Here is a 21626-nt window from a genome sequence, read left to right on the forward strand (position 1 = left end):
TAACTGTAGTCAGTCACGGCTAAAAAGCCATCCCACAAAGGTTTTGACTTTTAAATTTCATTACTTGCGCTTTAGCATTCACTTATCATACGCTAGCGGAGTCTGGCAATAAACTGACACTCATCAGGAGTTATGTTAGAATTCCATCAGGAAATTTAGAGACACCCATCTATGGCATCCACAAACGATCGCTTCGTCGAAGCCGAAAGCCGCTGGGACTTAAAAACTCTGTACTCGGACTTGGCCGCCGTTAAGGGAAAGCCCCTCACCCCCGTAGAAAAGCTGCATCTGCGGGGGTTGCTTTGTGGCTACAGTCCCGCTGAAATCGCCGAAAAGCTGAAAAAGAATCCCAAGGGTGTTGAAACTGACCTGTGTGCCACTATTTATAAATACGTTAAAGCCTTTCTGGGTAAAGGCGTTGAAAAGATAGAAAATTGGAGAAATATTGCGGAATGGCTTGAGGATGCTGGATATAAAACTCAGTCGTCTGCTAAATTCCCAACCAAAGATTTATTACCTGAAAATTGTGTTGTTAATGTAACGAATATAAATATAGATAAAAATCAAATAGTATTTTTTATTAACCTGCGAATACCAACCTCACCAGATTCAGAACTCTCCATACAAAATCTAGACATCAACGATAACAACGGTAACTAAAATTTTGTCGCTATTCAACAGATTGGTAGGGTGTAGCGACTAAAATCAGGAAGGGCGATCGCACCTTTACCCGATCGCGCGGGGCGATCGCACACTGCATTTCTCAAAAAAGGGCGATCGCACTTCTATTGTGCTAGGATTAGATTAGAGCGTCAGCGAGTAAAAAAATGGCAACAATTACCCTTCAAATTCCCGACGAACTAGCACTGCGGCTAGATCCTCTCAAAGATGAGTTACTACAGATTTTGATGCTGGGATTAAGGGAAGTCGAAGCCAATCCTTCAAGCGGATTTTCTGGGCTCACGAAGATATTAGAATTTATAGCAAGTTTACCCTCGCCACAAGAAATATTAGCCCTGCGTTTATCCGACGATCTTCAAGCTGAAATCGATACTTTATTAGAGAAAAATCGCACAGAAGGACTCACGCCGATCGAGCAGCGCCTGTGGCAGCAATACGAATTTGTCGAACATTTAGTACGCATTGCCAAAGCGCAAGCCCTACTGAAACTGAGCGAGGCAGCATGAGTAAAACCTACGTTTCAGCTAGTCTGCGACGAATGGTATGCGATCGCGCCAACGGATACTGTGAATATTGTTTAATCCCAGAAACACTCGCCCTCTCGTCTCATCAAATAGACCATATCATTGCCGAAAAACATAGCGGGGAAACAGTAGAAAGTAATCTGGCTTTGTCTTGCTCAATTTGTAACAAAAATAAAGGCAGCGACATTGCCTCGCTCGATCCAGAAACAGATGAAGTGGTTCGACTTTACAACCCTAGAAAAGATAGCTGGGAAGACCATTTTCAACTTCAAACTGAAAGTGGTACAATCGAACCTCTAACTGCGATCGGTCGAGTCACTGTGCGTTTATTGCAGGTTAATCGTGCAGAATGTCTGACCGAACGTAAGCTATCGATCAAAATTCGATCGTTAACAAAATCCGATTAATCGATCGTGTTCAAGCCACACCATAACCTGTATACGGATGCTTATAGGTCGGCTGTAATCCCAACACAATATCCTCTTTAGATTTTGGCGATCGATTATGACCATCAAAGAACAACTTCTCCAAACCATTGAAACACTGCCTGATGACTTGCTAGCACAAACCCTACAATTCGTCCAAAGCCTTCAGCATCCCATTCACAAAACTCCAGGAATTTGTGGCGGTGCAGCGCGAATTCGCGATACCCGCATTCCCGTCTGGACGATTATCGCCTACCAACAACAGGGCGCAACTGAATCCGAACTTCTCTATAATTATCCAGGACTCACCCTTCAAGATTTGCAAGCGGTTGCGAACTATTACGAACACAACCGAGAAGAAATCGAGCTGTGGCTTGCTGAAAATGAGTAACTAAAAATGCTAAAGTTTTACTCGAATGAAAACTTTCCGATCGCAATGGTTGATTTACTGCGAGCGCGTGGCTATGATGTTTTGACATCCTAGGGCGCTGGACAAGCCAATCAAAAAATTCCCGATGATGAAGTCTTGATGTACGCGACAAATGCAGGGCGAGTAGTCATTACAGAAAATCGTCAAGATTTCATCAATCTCCATTCTACAACCTCAAATCATGCAGGAATTGTAATTTGTAAAGCCGATCGAGACTATGCAGGCAAAGTGCAGGTACTTCATGAATTTTTCACCCAAGATACACAGCCAATGGATAATCGTCTGCTTCGGGTGATGAAACAGAATCTTAAAGGTAGTCAACAGACATTTATACTTCAGGAATACCCAAAGTCTTCTTAAAAATAATCGTGACTTTAACTGCTGCTGAGATTCCACCGCGATCGGATAGCGATACTGTATAATTCTAATTCCCGTCGTCGCAGTTAGTCGATCGCGACTAAGGCCAAATAAACCGGGTTTCTCGGAAAAATATTTGCTTGCTCAACTTTATCTACGAATAAACCAGGTTTCTAGCCTCTGACAAGCGAATTTCTTCATGTGGTACCCGCCACGTGATTTATCTCGCGCAAATCAATCCAAAATCTAAAATCTAAAATCACTTATTGCCCCCGCATTTATCTCGCGCAAGTCAATTCTTTAATCTAAAATCTAAAATCTAAAATCGATTGACGCGCGTCAGCCCTGTTTACATAAACTGGATTAACCTATTCTCAAACAAGCCCGTGAAGCGTAGCCATACCTAGGGAATCAGCCTTTTCTTAGATAACTCAAGACAGAAGCGATCGCCTCACCAATCACAACAAACAAACAATTAATACCTATTAACTCAAAAGTGAATTATTGTCAACAGTATTTTTGCGAAAATATTGAAGCTTCACTAAAAATTGCTAGCTGACATTTGCGAATTATAGCACTTTGTTCAAAGTATTGGCAAATGCTAAGTTAATTAAAGATTTAATAAAGGTGACGCATAAGTGTTTACATCGTCGATCGCAATTTTGTTATTCTATTAGCAAGTTTCATTTGATAGACTGAATTTTTGTACCCCAGTCCTACCCCTAAACAGAACGGCAGTTTCCACAATGAGAATTTTAGTCACAGGCGGTGCAGGTTTCCTCGGTTCCCACCTAATCGATCGCTTAATGGCCCAAGGACATGAGGTAGTCTGCCTGGATAATTTTTACACCGGGACTAAACGCAATATCCTCAAATGGCTGGACAACCCGTATTTTGAGCTGATCCGCCACGACATCACGGAACCGATTCGGTTAGAGGTAGATCAGATTTACCATCTGGCTTGTCCCGCTTCCCCTATACACTATCAGTACAACCCTGTCAAGACAATTAAAACAAACGTCATCGGCACGATGAATATGTTGGGATTGGCAAAACGGGTAAAAGCAAGATTCTTTCTCGCTTCCACTTCCGAAGTGTACGGAGATCCTGACGTACATCCACAAACAGAAGATTATCGCGGCAACGTTAATTGTATCGGGATCAGATCGTGTTACGACGAAGGGAAGCGAGTAGCTGAAACCTTATCTTTTGATTACCACCGTCAAAATGGTGTAGACATTCGAGTTGTGCGAATTTTTAACAGTTTGACAGGCGATCAAAAAGTTCTCTATTACAAAGGAGATCGACTTTATTACGAAACATTTGAGGAATGCTACAGCCGGATCGGAGGTGACATATCAAATGTTTCAGTTCCTTGCTTTGACGAACAGGGAAAAATGCGCTTAAAACCAATCTCGGCAATTTGGAAACACAAAGTGACGAAGAAAGGGTATAAAATTGCAACAACCTGGGGCAAACAAGTAAAAATTACTGAAGACCACAGTTTGTTTACTCGCGACAGCCAAGGGTTGCCTCAAGCCGTATTTGGCAAAGACTTAAAGGTTGGGGATGATGTAGCTGTTCCCAGTTACCTTCCTTTTATCGATCGTCCCTTGGAACCTTTTTACATCAGCGATAAAGTTAATGCACCAGGGCTGTGGGTAATCAGCGAGGATGCGATCGCATACTTAGAAAAATTCAGAGAGCAGATATATGGATATTTCGCTCGAAAAGGAATCAGCAATCGCCAATACTTCAGCACCATCAAAAAATACGAAGCCGGCAACAAAATTCCCTGGCAACTTTGGCAAGAATTGGGATTACCTTTGACCCAAAAAGACAAAATAGCTGGCTATCAATCCGTCAAAGCCATCAACAATTACATCGAAAATGTCAGTGATTTCCTGTGGTTTTTGGGATTTTACTTAGCAGAAGGCTGTTTGGTTCATACAGAAAAAGACCGCCAGCTCGTATTTAGCTCAAATGTCAAATATCTGGAAAAGCTGATCCGGGTGACGCGAGAGTTATTTGGCTGCGAGTGTGAAATCAGATTTGACAAAGAGGAGAAAAGAGCGCCATCCGTTAACGTCAGGTCAAAAATAATTGTCGATCTAGTTGTCAATATTTTGGGGTTTGGCAAAGAATTAAGCACCAAAAAAGATATACCCAATTGGATTTTGCAACTTCCCAAAGAACAGTTAGTTCACTTTTTACACGGTTTCTGGGAAGGCGACGGGAATCACGACGCGAAAACAACGGGTTCGCTGCTAGTGTTTAACAGTTCCAGCCAAAAAATCATTGAAAAACTGGTGCTAATTCTAGCTAAATTCGGGATAGTTGGAAGTGTGTCGGAATTCGAGACAACAGTGCGAAAAGGAGACAGCAAAAAATACAAGTCTTACCGGATAACTGTTCAAGGGTTGGACGAGTACAGCATTCTCAATCTTGCTAATGCTAAACAAAAACTGCAAGCTCAAATCACAGGGGATTTAGCTTGGGCAAAAGTTAAAGCCATAGAAGAGTTTGAAATCGATGAGGATGTATACGACTTTTCTGTTCCCGACGGAGAGAATTTTGTAGGCGGTACTTACTGCGTTTGCTGTCATAATACCTATGGCCCCCGGATGTTGGAAAATGACGGCAGAGTAGTCAGCAATTTTATTGCTCAAGCTTTGCGGAATCAACCGCTGACAGTATACGGCGACGGTTCCCAAACGCGGAGTTTCTGCTACGTTTCTGATTTGGTGGAAGGATTTATTCGTTTGATGAATAGCGACAAAATCGGGCCGATGAATTTGGGGAATCCCGGCGAATACACTATATTGGAACTGGCACAAAAAATTCAAAACACGATTAATCCAGGGGCAGAAATTATCTTTAAACCGCTGCCGGAAGACGATCCAAAACAGCGACAACCGGATATTACTCGTGCTAAAACTTGGTTGGGGTGGGAGCCAACTGTGCCGCTGGATCAAGGTTTAGAGTTGACTATAAAGGATTTTCGCGATCGCATCGAGGGAAACCAAAAGTAGAGAGTGGGGATTTGTAGGGGCAAACCCCCCGTGGTTGCCCTCTAGGGGTAGGCACGGGGAGTAGGGGTAGCACTACCCCTACAAGCTGTTTTTTCCTTCTCTCCTAGATAACTAAAGGCTTCTCCCTTCTTCCTTCTTGTTTCAACATCCCATCTAATTTATTTACTAGCTTTGAGGAGATTTCTATGCAGGTTTGTGTCATCGGTACAGGATATGTTGGCTTAGTCACCGGCACTTGTTTGGCCCACATCGGCCACCACGTGATTTGCGTAGACAACAACGAAGAAAAAGTTAAATTAATGAAGTCTGGACAGTCGCCTATTTTTGAACCTGGACTGTCTGAATTAATGTCTTCTGCATCTGCATCTGGCAATCTAGAATTTACTTCGGATTTAGCAGCGGGAGTGTCTCACGGGGATATTTTGTTTATTGCGGTGGGGACGCCTCCTTTGCCTACTGGGGAAAGCGATACTCGCTACGTGGAAGCGGTTGCTCGGGGAATAGGAGCTCACCTCGATGGCGATTACAAAGTCATTGTTAATAAATCTACTGTGCCCATCGGTTCCGGGGACTGGGTGCGAAGAATTGTACTAGACGGTTTAGCAGAACGTCAAAAACCTCACAGCGGTGATGAGGTTACTGGTGAGGAAGTAGCAGCAAACAAAGGTGTTCAATTTGATGTGGTTAGCAACCCGGAGTTTTTGCGGGAGGGCTGTGCTGTTTTTGATACTTTTAATCCCGATCGCATTGTTCTCGGTAGCAACTCTCGGCGGGCTATGGATATGATGCTACAGTTATATCGGCCGATTGTCGATCGCAAGTTTGCAGAAAATCAGTCTTTGCCGGAAGTTCCTGTGGTGATGACTGATATCAGTTCAGCGGAGATGATTAAGTACGCAGCTAATGCTTTTTTGGCTACGAAGATTAGCTTTATTAATGAAGTTGCTAATATTTGCGATCGTGTCGGTGCAGATGTTAGTCAAGTGTCCCGAGGTATCGGTTTAGATTCACGGATTGGCAACAAGTTTCTGCAAGCTGGCATTGGTTGGGGCGGTTCCTGTTTCCCCAAAGATGTCTCGGCTTTAGTTCACACTGCTGACGATTACGGCTACGAGGCGCATTTGCTGAAAGCGGCAGTGGAAGTTAACCAACGCCAGCGGTTCATTGCTATTGAAAAGTTGCAGCACGTTTTGAAGATTCTCAAAGGTAAAACTGTCGGACTTTTGGGTTTGACTTTCAAGCCGGATACTGACGATTTGCGGGATGCCCCAGCGCTGATTTTAATCGAGAATTTGAATCGGTTGGGAGCGAAAGTTAAAGCTTACGATCCGATTGTTTCTCAAACTGGGATGCGTCACGGTTTGTCGGGAGTTTTGGTAGAAACTGACCCGGAAAGGTTGGCCGACGGTTGCGATGCTTTGGTGTTGGTGACTGACTGGGAACAGTTTCGCAATTTAGATTACGATAAAATGGCGAAGTTGATGAATCATCCGGTGATGATTGATGGCCGCAATTTCTTAGACAAGAAGGCTTTAGAAGCGGCTGGTTTCCAATATGTGGGGATTGGAAGGTAAAGAAGAGTTTTGATCGGAACCTCTATCCCGTAGGGTGCGCCGAAGCGCACCTTACATTTACAGCATATTCGGTGGTTGATGAAGTACAGTAGCCACTATATTTATGTTGTGTGATTTTAATACAGCACTTTCCAGGTAAGTGAAGTACAGAGAAACCGGGTTTCTTGAATAAAACCGGTTTCTGGCGAGAAATCCAGAAGAAACCCGGTTTCTGGGGTGTACTTTATAAACCTGGAATCCGCTGTATGTAGGGTGCGGATCTGCGACCTTTTAAATAGAACTTGCAGATTGATGGGTGGCGACGCACCGATGCTTACTACAAGATAGTGTGTACTACATATACATGGAATATGCTGTATCTTGCTGGTGGCCAACAATTGCCGATTTATCCGCCCCGCCTGCTTTAAAACTTTTCCATCAATGTTTTTTCTTGAGCGTAAACATCTCGTAGCTGTTGCAGCGCTGATGCGGAAATTACCGATTTAACTGTAGCTACTAATTTACCCCACTCAAGCAAGCTGTCAACTGAAACAGCCGCTTTGAAGTTGTACGTATAGAATTTAGTCCAAAATTCTGGTGCTTGTGTCCGTTTCCAGCGTTTGTACCAGGCGACAAAATCTTGAGCACAGGGCGGTTTTACTTCTAAGATTGGGGGGAAATCGGCGTAGCTGACAAATCGACTCAGGCCTTTGGCATGAACGTACACCACGTTGTGGCAGCAATCGATCCGGTATATCTGTTCCGGTGATATGTTGAACAGGAGTGCTACTGTTTCTTCGGTGACAAATCTCGATCGCGGATTGACGATCGACGATTTGTGAATAATTTTTGAGGCGCTGATAGTTGACGATCTTAACTGATTTTCTGATATCATTGTAGTTGCATCTGGTGGTGGTAGCTAAATCTATCTCTGCTAAGTGCGATCGACAGAAATTATCTGTCGGGATTAATTTTAACTGGCGATCGTCTTTAGTTTCGTTGACTCCGCCGCAAAACGGAGACAAGCCCCGACTTCTGCCATGAGAGGCGCAAAATTTTCGACCAACGTTCCAGCTACCAGATTCATCTTTAGAGTCAATCTAAAATCTAAAATCTAAAATCTAAAATCGAATGACCGGGGGCGATCGCTTTTTGATATATTATACTAAATCCAAAATTTTGTAAATAGTGAATATGAGCAAAGGCTTAGTAAGGTTGCGGGTTCGAGAGTTGGCGGCCCAGAAGGGATGGACGCTCAAAGAGGTTGCGGAGCGATCGGGCGTGGGCTACAGTACGATTAGCAATTATGCCCGTTCTCAGGGTATGGCAATGGTTGACTTTGCAGCAGTTCACAAGCTGGCTCAAACTTTTGATGTGATGATTGAGGATTTCGTGGTAATCCTAGAAAAATAGTAGAAGGTTTTGCTTAAATTATAATGTGGTAGCGATCGACTTTTGATGCGATCGTCGAAGTTTTGATGTAATGATTTGAGCAATTGTCGATCGCCCGCAACCAAACTCGATCGCCTATCATTAAAGTAACTCGCTTGCAGCAGCGCGTCAGGAGAACCAAACTGTTTGCTATTATGCAAAGACCAGGAGTTCAACAGCTTGCAGACATTCAGTGCGAAATCCTAAAAACAGTCCAGAACCAACAAATTCGGGAATATCAATTTCCCAGCGACAGTGCGAACTGCCGACAAAGTTTTGGATGTCCGTACAGGAATCCAAACAACAGCAGTCCCCGAAGTGCACGGGCGACAAACTTGACTCATTTATCAAAGCTGGTGTGCTGCTGAAAAATTGATTTGCACATTTAGAGCAAAATTTCAGCTAAACTCAAAAATACACCCCACAACTAGGAGAACTCACAGTGGAAGTTCTAGACATCAAACACAATATCGAAACTTTGTCCGATCGACTGGGTACAACCCAGGACTATCTTTGACATCCCCGCACTCACAGCCAAAATTCAAGACTTAGAGCAAATCTGCGCCCAACCAGCATTTTGGGACGACCAAGATCGAGCTCAAGAAACCCTCCAAGAACTTAATGACTTCAAATCTCATCTAGACCAATATCGCGGCTGGCAAACAAGCTTGGAAGATGCTAAAGCTATTTTAGAACTGCTGGAGTTAGAAGCCGACGAGTCCCTGTTCCAAGAAGCCTCATCAAGTCTTTCTCGGTTAACCCGCGAACTCGACCAGTGGGAACTGCAACAATTACTATCGGGGCCCTACGATGAAGGCGGCGCCGTTTTGACAATTAACGCCGGGGCCGGCGGCACAGATGCTCAAGATTGGGCCGAAATGTTGCTGCGGATGTACACCCGCTGGGGGGAAAGTCAAGGTTACAAAGTACATTTAATGGAAATTTCCGAGGGAGAGGAAGCAGGTGTTAAATCGGCTTCTTTGGAAATTGTCGGCCGTTACGCTTACGGTTATATGCGATCGGAAAAAGGCACTCACCGCTTGGTCAGAATTTCACCTTTTAATGCTAACGACAAGCGTCAAACCAGTTTTGCTGGCGTTGAAGTGATGCCAATTCTCGATCGATCCGTCAAGTTAGACATTCCAGAAAAAGATTTGGAAATCACGACTTCCCGCGCGGGCGGCAAGGGCGGGCAAAACGTTAACAAAGTAGAAACCGCAGTCCGCATCGTTCACATTCCTACCGGTTTGGCTGTCCGCTGTACAGAGGAACGCAGTCAGTTGCAAAACAAGGAAAAAGCTTTGGCATTACTCAAGGCTAGGCTGTTGGTGGTTGCTAAGGAACAGCGGGCTTCGGAAATTGCCGAGATTCGCGGCGACATGGTAGAGGCAGCTTGGGGCAACCAAATTCGCAATTATGTTTTTCACCCATACCAAATGGTCAAGGATTTGCGTACTGGAGTGGAAACAACCGCCATCGCAGATGTAATGAACGGCGAATTAGAGCCGTTTATTCAAGCTTACCTGCGACAGGAAAATCAGTTGGTAGCCCAAACTGATTCAACCGCGGGAATATAATTGGCGCCTTGACATACAAAGTCTGCCTGTGGAGACTAAAGAATCAAGAGCCGTGATGGCAGCGGATTTGGTATAATTTTGGGGTTTTGGTCGATCGCCCGACCTTCAACAGGTCGCGCGGCCAAAAAGCTTGATATGATAAAACTTGATCTACCGAACAAAAGGAGAAATAATGACCCAAGTTGTAATAGGCGAAAATGAAGGGATTGAGTCAGCCCTACGACGGTTTAAGCGACAAGTTTCTAAAGCGGGCATTTTCCCCGACATGAGAAAGCACCGCCACTTTGAAACCCCGTTGGAAAAGCAGAAGCGCAAAGCTATTGCCAGAAGGACTAAGAGACGCTTCCACCGCAACAACAAACCCTAGAATTATTAGCACTAAATTGATTCGGCAGATATAATGCCTTGCGATTCTAGTACCGCAGCGACTCGGAGAATCACCGCTTCGCTGTAGGGAGCACCAATAATTTGTACCCCCAAGGGCAAAGCGCCGGGCCGCTGTACGGGCACGCAAAGAACGGGCAAGCCAATAAATGATAGGGGTTGGGTGAACAGTCCGAGATTGGGACGCACTCTTGTTTCTTGTCTGGCTATTACCATTTTCTCGACGCCAATTTCAGGGGCTGCTATCGGGGTGGCGGGTGCGAGGATGATGTCTGTTTGTTGGAATATTTCGCGAATTCGATCGCGGTACCACTGTCTGAATCTCTGCGCTTGCAAGTACCAAGTCGCAGGGATCAGGGTTCCCGCTAAAAAACGATCGCGCGTGGCAGGATCGAAGTCTTGAGGGCGCGATCGTAAATTGTCTAAATGCAAGTTTCCGCCCTCGCAGGCGGTAATGATAAATGCAGCAGCCCTGGCGCGATCGGATTCCGGTATGCTGACAGTCGCAAGCCCCCCTATTTTTGGGGGGTTTGTTGTTTTTTGTGTGTCATTACCACAATCCAAGACATTTGTCAATGCTTTAGCAACTATTTCTACAGCATCCATTGCTTCCGGTTCGGCCCCTGTGGCGAAATACCCGTCAGCAACAGCAATTCGCAATCCTTCGATGCCTTGATTTAACTGCGGCGAACAAAGTTCTGGCGGGCGTTGAGTGCAAACTGGGTCACGAGAATCAGGGCCTTGCAGGATATCGTACAGCAGCGCCATGTCTCTGATCGATCGCCCAAACGGCCCCACACAATCCAAACTACCCGAAAATAAATAAGCGCCAGCCCTGGACAAACGGCCGTAAGTAGGCTTAAACCCAAAGACACCGCACAAAGCAGCCGGTACGCGGATGGAACCGTTAGTATCAGAACCGAGGGTGATGGGTACAAAACCGGCGGCGACTGCTGCTGCGGAACCGCCGCTGGAACCGCCAGCGATGCGGGTAGTATCGCGGGGATTGCGAGTCGGGCCGTAGTGGCTGTTTTCCGTGACGAAACCGTAGGCGTACTCATCCATGTTGAGAGTACCTACGAGCACAGCCCCGGCTTGTTTTAGTCGGGCGACCACCGCCGCATCCTGGGTAGCGGTCGGATTGTCAGCGTTGATTTTTGACCCAGCTAGAGTAGTAATTCCGCCGATATCGAACAGGTTTTTGACTGCGAAGGGAACGCCTGCTAAAGGGCCTGGGTTTTGGTTATTTGCGATCGAATTATCTATATTTTCGGCTGCTGCGAGTGCGCTTGATGCAGTGATTGCAGTAAAGCAATTGAGGACGTTATCTCGATCGGCAATTCGTTCTAATGCCGCAGTCACAACCGCTGTCGCTGTAATTTTGCCACTTTTAACCGATGATGCTGTGGCGACTGCATCCGCTTGTGCTAAAAATTTACGTTCCTCTGCGTTCATCTGCGGTTAAAAATCAGGGTTCAAATACCGGCGCGACTTCTACTTCTGGGGGTAAAGGGAATTCAGTAACGAGTCGGGCGATCGCAGCTATCGTCTCTAAGTTTACCACAACACCGGGGCGGTGTTCCGGGTCTAAGGGTAAGTTTATCAGTTCGGCGGTGCGATCGACATATTCTTCTATATTTGTCATTTTTTTCTTGCTAGCCTTGGAGTGCGATCGATTATTGTATTGTAAGGGCGATCGGGCTGTCATTTATTATCGCTCAGTTTTTTGTATTCCTCGGATTGTCTGATGTCATCTAAAGGTGATATAGGTTCATTTGGTAGATCGGGACTGAATTCTATACATATATCAAGAACAGCTTTATTATACTTTTTATAATCATCATTTTCTGAATATGAATTTACGACTTTTGCCTGCATTCTCAATTTTCCTTCCTGCCATCCTCCAGAACCCACTTTGAGAATTTTACAATTTACTGATTTTATACATTTCCATTGAATCTCACTGCATCTAAAATTTCCCGAATCAAACGAGATAGTGCTTAATTTGGATTTAATATCAGTACGTTCTTCATAAGAATCACCCCGATAACTTGGTTTTTTTTGATAACTTATTAAAAACTTTTCCTGAAATTCTTTACTAATTAAATTCTTCAGTTTTCCTACTGTAAATGTATTATTGTTGTCGAACAACAATACATCATCATCGCGGTCTAGTGGTTGAAATTTATCACTCATAAAATTTGAGGCTGTCATGTATCTTTAAATATCATGCGTGTAGAAGCAGGAGTTACAAATGTTCTCGTGAGAGTGTCTACCCTAGGAATACAACTATCTTTACCTTTTTTATGTCTGCTTGCTTAGCAGATTTTATGAACTCACTCCGCTTCGATGTTTGTCTTTAACTCAAACACTGACAGTTTCCCGCAACCTCTCAACGGCAACATCCAGCGGAGGCAAAGTAAAATCCTCAGCATCCATCAATTCCTTAACCTTCTCAAAAATCTCAACCTCCGCCTCTTCCTGATCCGTCAGCTTATCATAAAAATAAGGGTCAGTAAACCACTGTTCAAACGCTATCATTAACAATCCATTGGGCGACAGTTCAAACCGCCAATACTTAGAAATTCTGCTGTCAACCACTTCAAACATCGGCGCCGGATTATGGATGGGATAATAGCTATAATTATCATTGCAGATGTAGTACCAAATAGTCCCTTTCCATTCTCGGATAGCATAAACAACATATTCCTTGCCTATAGTTAGCGGTAACTCAACCTTTCTAGTGTAACCGCGTGGCGGATCTATATATTCTTCAGGGAGAGATTCACCGGTATTAGCAATACAACGAATTTTCATAACTTGATTACCTACAGATTTTTAGGGGCTGTTTTGGGATACTGTCGCTTGAACTTAAACTCCACATCTTGAAGAGTCTGACTGTTCCGAAACCAATGGACTTGTACGGAAGCTCCATTAATTTCAAAAGCCTCAATACTTGTCATTTTATCCCAGTCTTCAGCATTCCCGCCATAAACAGCAATAAGTCTCCGTGCATCGCCCAACAATCTATCTGTACCGCAATGAATTACTATGCAATTACCAGCCTTAGCATCTTGCAGTAGCAGTTGCTCCTGCAAATTTCTCGGACTCTCATCGGGAATAGCACCTTGATTCATAGTTTAACAGCTTCAAATATTGTTTGTCAAATACCATAAAAACTAATTTTAGCAGGTGCAGTTTCCGCCAGCAACTTACCCCGCGAAATCACATACCGAACCGCAGCGCGCCTCCTAATTGCATCATAACAATCCTCAGCATCCAACACAATCAAATTTGCAGGTTTTCCCGCATCTATCCCATAATTATCATCTCCCAGATTGAGAGTTTTAGCACCGTTGACAGTGACCATATTAAAACAAAGGGAAATCAGCCTAGATTTCCCTGCACTTGCAATTCTTATCCTCTGCAATATCAGTGTGTCATCCACTGTTGCAGGCGAGAAAATAAAGGACTCTCAGAATACAGCCAAACCACATCATCAGTCATCTTTCCTCCTTGCGCTTTAGACAATTGTAACCGATGGCCCAAACCTTCCCGTTTCGCCTCCAAGTTAAAAGCTTCATAGCCAAAGTCACCCATCACAGAGCAAAGTTCTGCTACACTTGAACCAGCCCGTTCCAGATGACTTCCTACAACTTCTGTCAACACCGCAGGGCGAAGCTTTTGCAGCGTTTGGGAGAAACCTTTAATCACATTCACCTCAAACCCCTCCACATCAATTTTAATAAAAGTAGCACCAGGAAGATTATCTGGGAGCATTTCATCTCCGCGATACACAGGTACTTGATACTGATTAGAAATCAGACTTCGATCTTTTTCTGGGAGTTGAGCGAAAGTACCCAAACCAGTAACATCTGTAGGCACTGTCAGTGTCAGTTCATTTCGCTCGTTAGAAAGCCCACACTGGTGCAGAGAAACTTTCTGCAATTCATTGTCTGTTACCGCAGCTTTTAATGTTTGAAACGCCAGAGGATTTGGTTCAAAAGAGTGTACGCATCCCGTTGTTCCTGTATGATAAGCAGCCAAAAGAGTAATCATGCCCGTATTTGCCCCCGCATCAATAAAACTGTCCCCAGGCTGTACAGCATTTTGGATGAAAAGTTGCGTGGGCAAGTCATAATAACGGCCTAAAAAATAGCTCATGCGATCGTTCCACTTGGAAAGATCCATCGCCATCCGATAACCGTGGAACTTGCCTCGAATCTCCCGTATAGGAGCATTTTTCCACAAATCATCCCGGTACACCCCTGTGAGTGTCATCAATTTTCCCCATCCAGGGAGTTCCCGGCGCGTATATGGTAAAATCAAAAGAGAATAGAGTGGATAATTCATAATTATTAGACCTCTCCCAAAACTATTAAACACGGTTAAGCAGGTATAATCAGCTTCGTTGATATACTATCAAAATTCTACGATAAATTTTTCTTAAATTCAGACAATCTCAAACTCCAGATTGTGATTTTTCACAAAATCAAAAGTAAAATGGTCAACCACATTAGTATTGCTCAATTCCAGATTGTAAAAATCAACAAAATCCGCATCAAAATAAGGCCCAGCGTGCCAAGTCCCCACATCTAACTTAATAAAACAATTGCCCGGAATCCGAAAAGCAGCCATATCCTCTAAACTCGGTTTATAGCTATCCCCAGGAGGCGCAACCGCCATCAACCAATCCTTCCCATCCAAAGAACCCAAACACTGAGTACATTGAACGTGCCGCGTAATTTTGCGAAACTTGCGACCTTCCTTATGGAGCCGCATAATGTAAAATCTAGGAACACCATTTTGCAAATTTAACTGAGCATCCTCAGCATCGAAAGACTTGCCATCAATAGCCGTAAAGATAACTTGACCGTAACTCCGAAAATTCTCCCGTGTCACCCATTGGGCAAACAACTGCTTAGTCGAAATTGATTCGCTCATAAATCCCAACACCCCCTCCCTGCTTTCCATCAAAAACATTTTAATACAGTAACTCCTCTCTCTTCTCTTCTCTGTGCCCTCTGTGCCCTCTGCGGTTAATTAAATAAAAAAATCCAGTTCGCTTTCTCGATCGCCCAAAACACCCTTACAATCACGCATCAGCACACTGCTGCAAAAAACGAGCCGGAATATCAGGCCGAGCCCCCCAATGCAAATGCAAATAAGAAGCGTGCACCTGACAAACTCCCCAACCTTCAGCAACCGCCTCAACCTCCCCCCGCTTCCCATACCTCCAACTGTGATAAACTGGATTACTCGGTTCAACAGTTAAATGCGATCGATGAAACTCATGTCCCCAAACCTCATCAAAAGCAGTTAACACCAAACTATCCCTCACCGCCACAGCTTCTCGGTATCCCAGCGTCAAACGCTTACCCATCGCAGCAGCAGTTTCCAACACACCCACCCCTGGCCAAGAAATGCCATCGAAGTCTACAATAGAATCGCACAAATACATCAAACCGCCGCACTCCGCATAAGTCGGCATTCCCGAAAAAATCGCCCTTCTTACCGCATCCCGAATTAAAACATTACCGCTCAATTTTTGAGCAAACACTTCGGGAAAACCGCCACCAAAATATAACCCTTGCACATTGTCAGGAAACACCGAGTCATCAAGGGGACTCCAAAATACCAACTGGGCACCCAACTCTTCCAACAAATCAAGATTGTCCTGATAGTAAAAATTAAAAGCCCGATCGCGCGCAACTGCAATCCTCACTCCAAATTGTTTTCCCAAACAGTTGACAACATCATCTTTTTGAGTTATAATTCCCGAAGGGAGACCGTGCCTACCCAAAAGTTGCTCAGACCCCTCATTTCGAGTTGCAGCCAACAAAGGCAAAAGTTGCTCCCAGTCAAAACTAACAGCAGCCAAATCAGCCAGTTTATCGATCGCAGCATGAAGATTCGGCAACTCCTCAGCAGGAATCAAACCCAAATGTCGATCGGGAATACTAACAGCCTCATCCCTACGCAAAACCCCCAAAATAGGTAAATTGAGCGGTTTTAGAGCATCTTGAAGCAGTTCCAAATGTCGATCGCTCGCCACCCGATTCAGCACCAAACCAGCGAATTTAAGTTCAGGGTTAAAAGAACGGAAACCGTGGGCGATCGCAGCCACAGAACCAGAGAGCCTGCTGCAATCTATCACAAACAATACCGGCAAATTCAGCAAATAAGCAACATGAGCCGTAGAAGCAAAGGAAAAATCATAATTGCCTGCTTCTTTTCGATAATTAATCCGTGTATCCGTGTCAAAATCCGTGTCGTGCCTTCCTGATTCCTGATTCCTTCGACTCACTCCATCAAAGAGTCCCATCACCCCTTCAACTAAGGCATAATCGACATCTTGAATATGACGAGAAAAACACTTTTTTACATAAGATTCAGACGTTAATACCGGGTCTAAATTGCGACAGGGGCGACCGGTGACAAAAGCATGAAACATCGGGTCAATGTAATCGGGACCCACCTTAAAAGATTGAACATTCAAGCCGCGACGGATTAAATAAGCTAAAAGGGCGATCGTTACAGTAGTCTTTCCCGCACCGCTGCGTTCGCCAGCAATTACTAAAGCCATAGTTCTAGGTTATTCACAAAAAATACATATTTAACGAACCGCGAAGACGCGTTAGGCGAAGCCGCGCGTAAGCGCTAGGGCGCGAAGGAAGAAGGGAGCATCTCACCTTTGCAGCCCTCCGCTAGAAATTGGAGTTTTGAGGCAGGAGGCAGGAGGCAGGAGGCAGGAGGAAAGGGGAAGAAGGAAAGAGGAAGAAGGAAAGAGGAAGAAGGAAGGAGCCAGAAGAAGGAAGGAGCCAGAAGAAGTATTTTTACAAATATGAGATGCTCCCAGGAAGAATGAGAAGAAGAGAGGTAATTTAGTGGCTTTTGGGAAGTAATTTAGAGTTTTGAGTTAAATAACAGGATTAATTCAAAACTCCTAACTTAAAATTCATAACTCCTAAAAAAGTAGGGCAGACATTGCCTGCCCCACTGAATATTAACTCAATCCGTCTTGCTTATTCCTTTCTCCTTTCTCCTGATTCCATCCATCCGTTACATCCGTTACATCCGCTACACAATCCGTTGCCGAACTTCTTTTTACCGCTTAGCTAACTTCAGCATTTGAGCCGTCACTGCCAAACTTTCTTCGTAAAGCACATCTCGGCCCCAACTCTGGAGGTGCTGACCCAGCAACTGTTCCGTCACCTGATCGAACAGAGGACTCACCTGGTTAAACCGATCGGTTTGAGCGCCACCCTTTGTTTCCATCCGCATACAGCCGCCCGCTTCCGAACACAGAACCGTACCGCAGTCAGCCTTTTCGTTTGTAGAATTCAAACGCAGAGCAATCAAATCGCCCGCGACATCGCCCGAATCAGCAGTAGGAATAGCAGCCAACTCGGCTTCGATAACCCGTTCGTCCGGCCCCGCGAATTTAATTCGCTTGATGTGGTAATCGCCCTCTTCCTGTTTGAAAGCAACCGGACGCCACTGAAGCCGGCTCGCCAGCCAACCCAAATACATCAGCGCTTGAGTAGAATTGTCCTGTTCGTAATCGATCGTCACCCGATCGATTTCCCGAATCGCAGCGCGACGTTCCGGGGCGTCAAAAGCCTCAGCAGCCAACTCCTGCCATGCGGCCAACCGGCGCCAATTCAGATCCGCGATCGGAATTCCCTCCTCGATCAGACTTTGCATCAACAGCAATTCAGCTTCACACTCAGCAAAGCTGCTAGAGTCAACAATCACAGAACTGCTAACTGCCGCCAGCCGCTGGAACAAACCTCGATCGGCATCAGGATTCGCCTTCCACCACAGCAGCGTCGGCAAATCAGCGATAGTCAACGCCGTCACAATGCCGCTCACCCGTTCCAGCGCAGCTTCCGTACCCCGCAGCGTAATGTACTCGCAGCAGATCAGATTGCCACTGGTGCGCTTGTGAACCGGACAATAAGCAGCCACTTGAGCCTGCACGCCCGTATCTTCCCCCGCTGTCGGGCACAGAGCAATAATCCGGCAGGGATTGGCAGCCACAATCGCGTCAGCCACCCCCGAACCCCCGGAACCCAAGCCACTCGATCCCATCTCCTCGCCTGTGGAATTTTTGCGAGCCACTTCTTCCCGCAAAGTCGCCAGCAATTCATCGTTAGCTTTGCCTGTTCTCGGCAGCCCATAAGCTTTTTGAGCCGCCCTGATGCTAGATGCCGTCATCGGCCCGGTAATACCGTCCACCGGCCCGTCGTAAAACCCCAGATCCGCCAATAACCGCTGAGTTTCTTCCGGTTCGTAGACTACAAAAGTAAAAGTTGTTGCCCTACTAGCGATCGGAAAATCGCCCTTCGACCCCGATTCTCTGTAACTTTCCCAAATTTGACTCAATTCGGCCTCTATTTGGTCGATCGACACATCTTTAGGACTTTGTAGCGAAACCAGAGGCGGAGCTTTCATCGGTGTCATCGTCATAAATCTTTTCTCCTTTCTTATTAGTTATTAGTCCTTAGTCCTTAGTCCTTAGTCCTTAGTCCTTAGTCCTTAGTTAGCCGTTCTTAGTTAGCCGTTCTTAGCTAATAACTAATACTAATGCTGACCTATAACTAAGGACTAATGACTGCTGACTAATGGCTCTTAAAGTCTTCGCCACTTGCGGCCATCTCTGTTAATTAGCAGTTCTGCTTCCGCAGGTTCCCAAGTACCGGCTTCGTATTTAGGAACCAAATCTTGGTCGTTGGACGATTCCCAAGCCATCAAGGCCGGCGTTACCACCCGCCAAGCTTCTTCCACTTCATCAGAACGGGTAAACAAAGTTTGGTCGCCCAGCATACAATCAATTAACAGGCGATCGTAAGCATCCGAAGATGTCACCCCAAACGAAGAACCGTAACTGAAATCCATATCCACCGTCCGCGTCCGCAAATCCGGCCCCGGCATTTTCGCCTCAAACCTCAGCGAAATCCCCTCGTTCGGATGCACGCGCATAGTCAAAACGTTAGGAGTAGTTTGTTGGGCCGCGGACTGAAAGATTAGCAGCGGAACTTCGCGGAACTGAATCGCAATTTCGCTAACTTTTTTCGGCAACCGTTTGCCGGTTCGCAGGTAGAAAGGCACTCCCTGCCAGCGCCAGTTGTCAATCATAAACTTCATCGCCACAAAAGTCGGCGTTGTCGAATTGGGAGCCACCCCCGGTTCATCGTGATATCCTGGCACCTGTTTGCCCTTCATCCAACCTGCGGAATATTGACCCCGAATCGCTGAGAACTCCAAGTTATTCAAATCTGCCAAGCGAGTTGCTTGCAGAACTTTCATCTTTTCGGTGCGGATGCTGTCAGCGTCGAGCGAGTTCGGCGGTTCCATCGCCGTCAGACAGAAAATCTGCATCAAGTGGTTTTGCAGCATATCCCGCAACGCCCCAGAGGATTCGTAGTAACCGGCCCGGTCTTCTACGCCTACTGTTTCTGCAACTGTAATTTGTACGTGATCGACAAATTGCCGATTCCACAGCGGTTCAAAAATCGCGTTAGCAAACCGGAACACCATTAAATTTTGAACAGTTTCTTTACCCAAATAGTGGTCTATCCGGTAAACTTGCTGTTCTTGGCAAACCTTCTGCACGACTCGGTTGAGAGCTTTTGCCGAACTCAAGTCGCGGCCGAAGGGTTTTTCAATTACCAAGCGGTGTTTTACTGGATCGACCAGCATTTGAGCCGCGCCCAGTTGCCTAATTGCTTCTGGGAAAAAGTTCGGGGAAACTGAGAGATAAAATATGTGATTGCCGCGAGTTCTCCTTTCTTCGTCGATTTCCGCTAAGAAAGCTTTTAGTTTTTGATAGCTTTCGGGGTTGTCTATGTCGCCCGGACAGTAGTACAAACCTTTAGCGAATTCTTGCCAAAATTCTTCATTGCCAATCCCGCCGCCAAATTCTTCTATGCCTTCGCGCATTTGCTCGCGGAAGTAATCGTGACTCCAAGGGCGGCGGGCTACTCCCACCACGGTAGTTTCCGGTGGCAAGCGTCGATCGCGCTTCATCTGATAAATTGCAGGTACCAGTTTGCGCTGGGTCAGATCCCCAGAAGCTCCGAAGATTACCAGAATTTGTGGTTCCGGCACTCGTTCTTTTCGCAAACCGACGCGCAGTGGGTTTTCAAGTATTGCGACCATTTCTTATTTTGCTCCTTCCATAGCTGTCAACCTTACTGATAAATCCTGAATTATGGCTTCATATTTAGCCGTCAATTCTTTAATTTGAGCCTGATACTCAGATTTTATTTCGGCTCTGATTTCTTCCCTGAGTTCAGCCTTAAGTTCCTCTCTGAGTTCTCCCCTAACCTCCTCGCGAATTTTGTTCCTCTCAAAAGCCAGTCGAACTTCCCAATCCTTATCCCGCTGTAGCAGTTCAGCTTTTAGCTGCCTATTCTCTGAGCGCAACTGCTCTAACTCTAAAGCCACAGCAGCAGCACGCCTATCCCTTTCTCTGTTTTGCTGTCGGATTTGCTCTCTGAGCCGCTGATTGTCCGATCGCAACTTCTCGACTTCCGAAGCACTATCTTTAGGCGTTCGCCCGTTTCCGTTTGAAGGAAATCGCCGCTCTACCAGGCGCTGAACTGCTGCACCAGTGGGCATACTATTAGGCGATAACTCCAGAGCTTCTTGCCAAATTTCGAGTTGTAGCTCTGGGGGTAATCCTGTTAGAGGACGGACTTGATTTTCCTTTGTCGGAATTTTGAGACCAATTGGTCTCAAATTTTCGACAACCTGCGCTGCTGAAATAAATCGATCTGCTGTCCGTCTTCCGATGCCCCAGTTGTCAAGGCAATAAGCCTCAAAAGTCTTGTGAGTTTCACGGTACAGTTTCTCTTCCCGAATCTCATCAAGGGCTTTGCCAACTTCGTAAAATATCTGAAGTCCATGTTCGACAATGGATTCTAGTTCTTGAAGCCTTGTCCGTTCAGCTACATCAAGTTGGGCAGTGCCATATTCGGTTTCTACTAGGGTATTGATAGTTTGCATGGCAATTCCTCAGCGGTCGGAGATGGAAAATTCGAGTTGGATCTTCTGGCGAGATTTCTGCTAGAGAAGGCAGTTGATTTTCCTCTGTCGGATTTTTGAGACCAATTGGTCTCAAATTTTCCCGGTTCGAGATTCAAAACTTAGCGCCAAGAGCCAAAGTAATCGGGATTTGATTTTCCTCTGTCGGATTTTTGAGACCAATTGGTCTCAAATTTTCCC

24 protein-coding genes and 3 pseudogenes are annotated in these 21626 nt (G+C 45.5%); 12 read left to right on the forward strand and 15 right to left on the reverse strand.

Annotation, left to right across the window (positions count from 1 at the left end):
* Nucleotides 1–171: 171 nt before the first annotated feature.
* From QT984_RS19520 to QT984_RS19560, 9 genes and pseudogenes are all read left to right on the forward strand, one after another.
* The gene (locus QT984_RS19520) at nt 172–660 is read left to right on the forward strand and encodes a helix-turn-helix domain-containing protein (protein WP_333055760.1); all 489 of its coding nucleotides are present in this window, start codon (nt 172–174) and stop codon (nt 658–660) included.
* Nucleotides 661–827: 167 nt separating this feature from the next.
* Nucleotides 828–1187, forward strand: a complete 360-nt coding sequence (locus QT984_RS19525) for a hypothetical protein (RefSeq protein ID WP_333055759.1) — start codon at nt 828–830, stop codon at nt 1185–1187.
* Nucleotides 1184–1612, forward strand: coding sequence for an HNH endonuclease signature motif containing protein (locus tag QT984_RS19530; protein ID WP_333055758.1), 429 nt, complete (start codon nt 1184–1186; stop codon nt 1610–1612). The genes QT984_RS19525 and QT984_RS19530 overlap by 4 nt, the downstream gene beginning before the upstream one ends.
* Before the next feature lie 97 nt (nt 1613–1709).
* Nucleotides 1710–2021 carry a DUF433 domain-containing protein gene (locus QT984_RS19535; RefSeq protein WP_333055757.1) on the forward strand — a complete coding sequence of 104 codons (312 nt, stop codon included), beginning with the start codon at nt 1710–1712 and terminating at the stop codon, nt 2019–2021.
* Nucleotides 2022–2138: 117 nt separating this feature from the next.
* Nucleotides 2139–2420, forward strand: a complete 282-nt coding sequence (locus tag QT984_RS19540) for a DUF5615 family PIN-like protein (protein WP_333055764.1) — start codon at nt 2139–2141, stop codon at nt 2418–2420.
* Nucleotides 2421–3163: 743 nt separating this feature from the next.
* Nucleotides 3164–3682, forward strand: a pseudogene (locus QT984_RS19545) (GDP-mannose 4,6-dehydratase); the annotation flags it as partial.
* Nucleotides 3665–5020 (forward strand): annotated as a pseudogene (locus QT984_RS19550) (LAGLIDADG family homing endonuclease); the annotation flags it as partial. The pseudogenes QT984_RS19545 and QT984_RS19550, both read left to right, overlap by 18 nt.
* A pseudogene (locus tag QT984_RS19555) lies at nt 5021–5449 on the forward strand (GDP-mannose 4,6-dehydratase); the annotation flags it as partial.
* Between the two features lie 185 nt (nt 5450–5634).
* Nucleotides 5635–7023 carry a UDP-glucose/GDP-mannose dehydrogenase family protein gene (locus tag QT984_RS19560; RefSeq protein WP_333055756.1) on the forward strand — a complete coding sequence of 463 codons (1389 nt, stop codon included), beginning with the start codon at nt 5635–5637 and terminating at the stop codon, nt 7021–7023.
* A gap of 403 nt (nt 7024–7426) precedes the next feature.
* Here QT984_RS19560 and QT984_RS19565 read toward each other — a convergent pair whose 3' ends face one another.
* The gene (locus QT984_RS19565) at nt 7427–7897 is read right to left on the reverse strand and encodes a hypothetical protein (RefSeq protein ID WP_333055755.1); all 471 of its coding nucleotides are present in this window, start codon (nt 7895–7897) and stop codon (nt 7427–7429) included.
* 299 nt (nt 7898–8196) lie between these two features.
* Here QT984_RS19565 and QT984_RS19570 point away from each other — a divergent pair, with 299 nt between their 5' ends.
* Nucleotides 8197–8415 carry a helix-turn-helix transcriptional regulator gene (locus QT984_RS19570; protein WP_333055754.1) on the forward strand — a complete coding sequence of 73 codons (219 nt, stop codon included), beginning with the start codon at nt 8197–8199 and terminating at the stop codon, nt 8413–8415.
* 13 nt (nt 8416–8428) lie between these two features.
* On the opposite strand, the gene QT984_RS19575 is transcribed toward QT984_RS19570, so the two are convergent.
* Both QT984_RS19575 and QT984_RS19580 read right to left on the reverse strand, forming a co-directional pair.
* Nucleotides 8429–8575 carry a hypothetical protein gene (locus tag QT984_RS19575; protein ID WP_333055753.1) on the reverse strand — a complete coding sequence of 49 codons (147 nt, stop codon included), beginning with the start codon at nt 8573–8575 and terminating at the stop codon, nt 8429–8431.
* An 11-nt stretch (nt 8576–8586) separates the two neighbouring features.
* Nucleotides 8587–8784 (reverse strand): hypothetical protein, encoded by a 198-nt coding sequence (locus QT984_RS19580; protein ID WP_333278202.1) that lies wholly within the window; start codon nt 8782–8784, stop codon nt 8587–8589.
* Between the two features lie 91 nt (nt 8785–8875).
* Between QT984_RS19580 and prfB the strand changes: the two genes are divergently transcribed.
* Nucleotides 8876–10010 (forward strand): peptide chain release factor 2 gene (prfB, locus tag QT984_RS19585; RefSeq protein WP_333055751.1). Its coding sequence is split into 2 segments (ribosomal slippage): nt 8876–8947 and nt 8949–10010, totalling 1134 coding nucleotides; the frame shifts between segments, so codons are not numbered across the junction.
* A 172-nt stretch (nt 10011–10182) separates the two neighbouring features.
* Nucleotides 10183–10377, forward strand: coding sequence for a 30S ribosomal protein S21 (gene rpsU / locus QT984_RS19590; RefSeq protein WP_006632476.1), 195 nt, complete (start codon nt 10183–10185; stop codon nt 10375–10377).
* 11 nt (nt 10378–10388) lie between these two features.
* Here rpsU and QT984_RS19595 read toward each other — a convergent pair whose 3' ends face one another.
* The 12 genes from QT984_RS19595 to QT984_RS19650 all read right to left on the reverse strand — a co-directional run bounded on the left by QT984_RS19595 (nt 10389) and on the right by QT984_RS19650 (nt 21407).
* A complete protein-coding gene (locus QT984_RS19595; protein WP_333374710.1) occupies nt 10389–11849 on the reverse strand; it encodes an AtzE family amidohydrolase in 1461 nt (486 codons plus the stop codon).
* A 13-nt stretch (nt 11850–11862) separates the two neighbouring features.
* A complete protein-coding gene (locus tag QT984_RS19600; protein ID WP_445242990.1) occupies nt 11863–12102 on the reverse strand; it encodes a DUF4089 domain-containing protein in 240 nt (79 codons plus the stop codon).
* Nucleotides 12099–12608: a KGK domain-containing protein gene (locus tag QT984_RS19605; RefSeq protein ID WP_333055749.1), complete on the reverse strand. Its 510-nt coding sequence runs from the start codon at nt 12606–12608 to the stop codon at nt 12099–12101. The genes QT984_RS19600 and QT984_RS19605 overlap by 4 nt, the downstream gene beginning before the upstream one ends.
* Nucleotides 12609–12758: 150 nt before the next feature.
* Nucleotides 12759–13211, reverse strand: a complete 453-nt coding sequence (locus QT984_RS19610; RefSeq protein ID WP_333055748.1) for a hypothetical protein — start codon at nt 13209–13211, stop codon at nt 12759–12761.
* Nucleotides 13212–13222: 11 nt separating this feature from the next.
* Nucleotides 13223–13531, reverse strand: coding sequence for a hypothetical protein (locus tag QT984_RS19615; protein ID WP_333055747.1), 309 nt, complete (start codon nt 13529–13531; stop codon nt 13223–13225).
* 26 nt (nt 13532–13557) lie between these two features.
* A complete protein-coding gene (locus QT984_RS19620; protein WP_333055746.1) occupies nt 13558–13842 on the reverse strand; it encodes an amidohydrolase family protein in 285 nt (94 codons plus the stop codon).
* Nucleotides 13827–14747 (reverse strand): FkbM family methyltransferase, encoded by a 921-nt coding sequence (locus tag QT984_RS19625; protein ID WP_333055745.1) that lies wholly within the window; start codon nt 14745–14747, stop codon nt 13827–13829. Before QT984_RS19625 ends, QT984_RS19620 begins: the two co-directional genes overlap by 16 nt.
* A gap of 99 nt (nt 14748–14846) precedes the next feature.
* The gene (locus tag QT984_RS19630; RefSeq protein ID WP_333055744.1) at nt 14847–15338 is read right to left on the reverse strand and encodes an ureidoglycolate lyase; all 492 of its coding nucleotides are present in this window, start codon (nt 15336–15338) and stop codon (nt 14847–14849) included.
* A 151-nt stretch (nt 15339–15489) separates the two neighbouring features.
* Entirely contained in the window at nt 15490–16980 is a 1491-nt protein-coding gene (locus tag QT984_RS19635; protein ID WP_333055743.1) for a cobyrinate a,c-diamide synthase, read from the reverse strand.
* Between the two features lie 521 nt (nt 16981–17501).
* On the reverse strand, nt 17502–18866 hold the full coding sequence (gene opcA / locus QT984_RS19640) for a glucose-6-phosphate dehydrogenase assembly protein OpcA (protein ID WP_333055742.1): 1365 nt from the start codon (nt 18864–18866) through the stop codon (nt 17502–17504).
* 162 nt (nt 18867–19028) lie between these two features.
* Nucleotides 19029–20558, reverse strand: coding sequence for a glucose-6-phosphate dehydrogenase (gene zwf, locus QT984_RS19645; RefSeq protein ID WP_333055741.1), 1530 nt, complete (start codon nt 20556–20558; stop codon nt 19029–19031).
* Nucleotides 20559–20561: 3 nt separating this feature from the next.
* Nucleotides 20562–21407 carry a hypothetical protein gene (locus QT984_RS19650; protein WP_333055740.1) on the reverse strand — a complete coding sequence of 282 codons (846 nt, stop codon included), beginning with the start codon at nt 21405–21407 and terminating at the stop codon, nt 20562–20564.
* Between the last annotated feature and the right edge of the window lie 219 nt (nt 21408–21626).

It is taken from the genome of Microcoleus sp. Z1_B2 (genome assembly GCF_036700325.1).
In the GTDB taxonomy this organism is placed as follows: Bacteria; Cyanobacteriota; Cyanobacteriia; order Cyanobacteriales; family Microcoleaceae; genus Microcoleus.

Excerpts from the sequence above, each read along its gene's own strand:
- QT984_RS19520 (WP_333055760.1), top strand. The coding sequence starts at position 172 with ATGGCATCCACAAACGATCGCTTCGTCGAAGCCGAAAGCCGCTGGGAC.
- QT984_RS19525 (WP_333055759.1), top strand. The coding sequence starts at position 828 with ATGGCAACAATTACCCTTCAAATTCCCGACGAACTAGCACTGCGGCTA.
- QT984_RS19530 (WP_333055758.1), top strand. The coding sequence starts at position 1,184 with ATGAGTAAAACCTACGTTTCAGCTAGTCTGCGACGAATGGTATGCGAT.
- QT984_RS19535 (WP_333055757.1), top strand. The coding sequence starts at position 1,710 with ATGACCATCAAAGAACAACTTCTCCAAACCATTGAAACACTGCCTGAT.
- QT984_RS19560 (WP_333055756.1), top strand. The coding sequence starts at position 5,635 with ATGCAGGTTTGTGTCATCGGTACAGGATATGTTGGCTTAGTCACCGGC.
- QT984_RS19565 (WP_333055755.1), bottom strand. The coding sequence starts at position 7,897 with ATGATATCAGAAAATCAGTTAAGATCGTCAACTATCAGCGCCTCAAAA.
- QT984_RS19570 (WP_333055754.1), top strand. The coding sequence starts at position 8,197 with ATGAGCAAAGGCTTAGTAAGGTTGCGGGTTCGAGAGTTGGCGGCCCAG.
- rpsU (WP_006632476.1), top strand. The coding sequence starts at position 10,183 with ATGACCCAAGTTGTAATAGGCGAAAATGAAGGGATTGAGTCAGCCCTA.
- QT984_RS19595 (WP_333374710.1), bottom strand. The coding sequence starts at position 11,849 with ATGAACGCAGAGGAACGTAAATTTTTAGCACAAGCGGATGCAGTCGCC.
- QT984_RS19600 (WP_445242990.1), bottom strand. The coding sequence starts at position 12,102 with ATGACAGCCCGATCGCCCTTACAATACAATAATCGATCGCACTCCAAG.
- QT984_RS19605 (WP_333055749.1), bottom strand. The coding sequence starts at position 12,608 with ATGACAGCCTCAAATTTTATGAGTGATAAATTTCAACCACTAGACCGC.
- QT984_RS19610 (WP_333055748.1), bottom strand. The coding sequence starts at position 13,211 with ATGAAAATTCGTTGTATTGCTAATACCGGTGAATCTCTCCCTGAAGAA.
- QT984_RS19615 (WP_333055747.1), bottom strand. The coding sequence starts at position 13,531 with ATGAATCAAGGTGCTATTCCCGATGAGAGTCCGAGAAATTTGCAGGAG.
- QT984_RS19625 (WP_333055745.1), bottom strand. The coding sequence starts at position 14,747 with ATGAATTATCCACTCTATTCTCTTTTGATTTTACCATATACGCGCCGG.
- QT984_RS19630 (WP_333055744.1), bottom strand. The coding sequence starts at position 15,338 with ATGAGCGAATCAATTTCGACTAAGCAGTTGTTTGCCCAATGGGTGACA.
- QT984_RS19635 (WP_333055743.1), bottom strand. The coding sequence starts at position 16,980 with ATGGCTTTAGTAATTGCTGGCGAACGCAGCGGTGCGGGAAAGACTACT.
- opcA (WP_333055742.1), bottom strand. The coding sequence starts at position 18,866 with ATGACGATGACACCGATGAAAGCTCCGCCTCTGGTTTCGCTACAAAGT.
- zwf (WP_333055741.1), bottom strand. The coding sequence starts at position 20,558 with ATGGTCGCAATACTTGAAAACCCACTGCGCGTCGGTTTGCGAAAAGAA.
- QT984_RS19650 (WP_333055740.1), bottom strand. The coding sequence starts at position 21,407 with ATGCAAACTATCAATACCCTAGTAGAAACCGAATATGGCACTGCCCAA.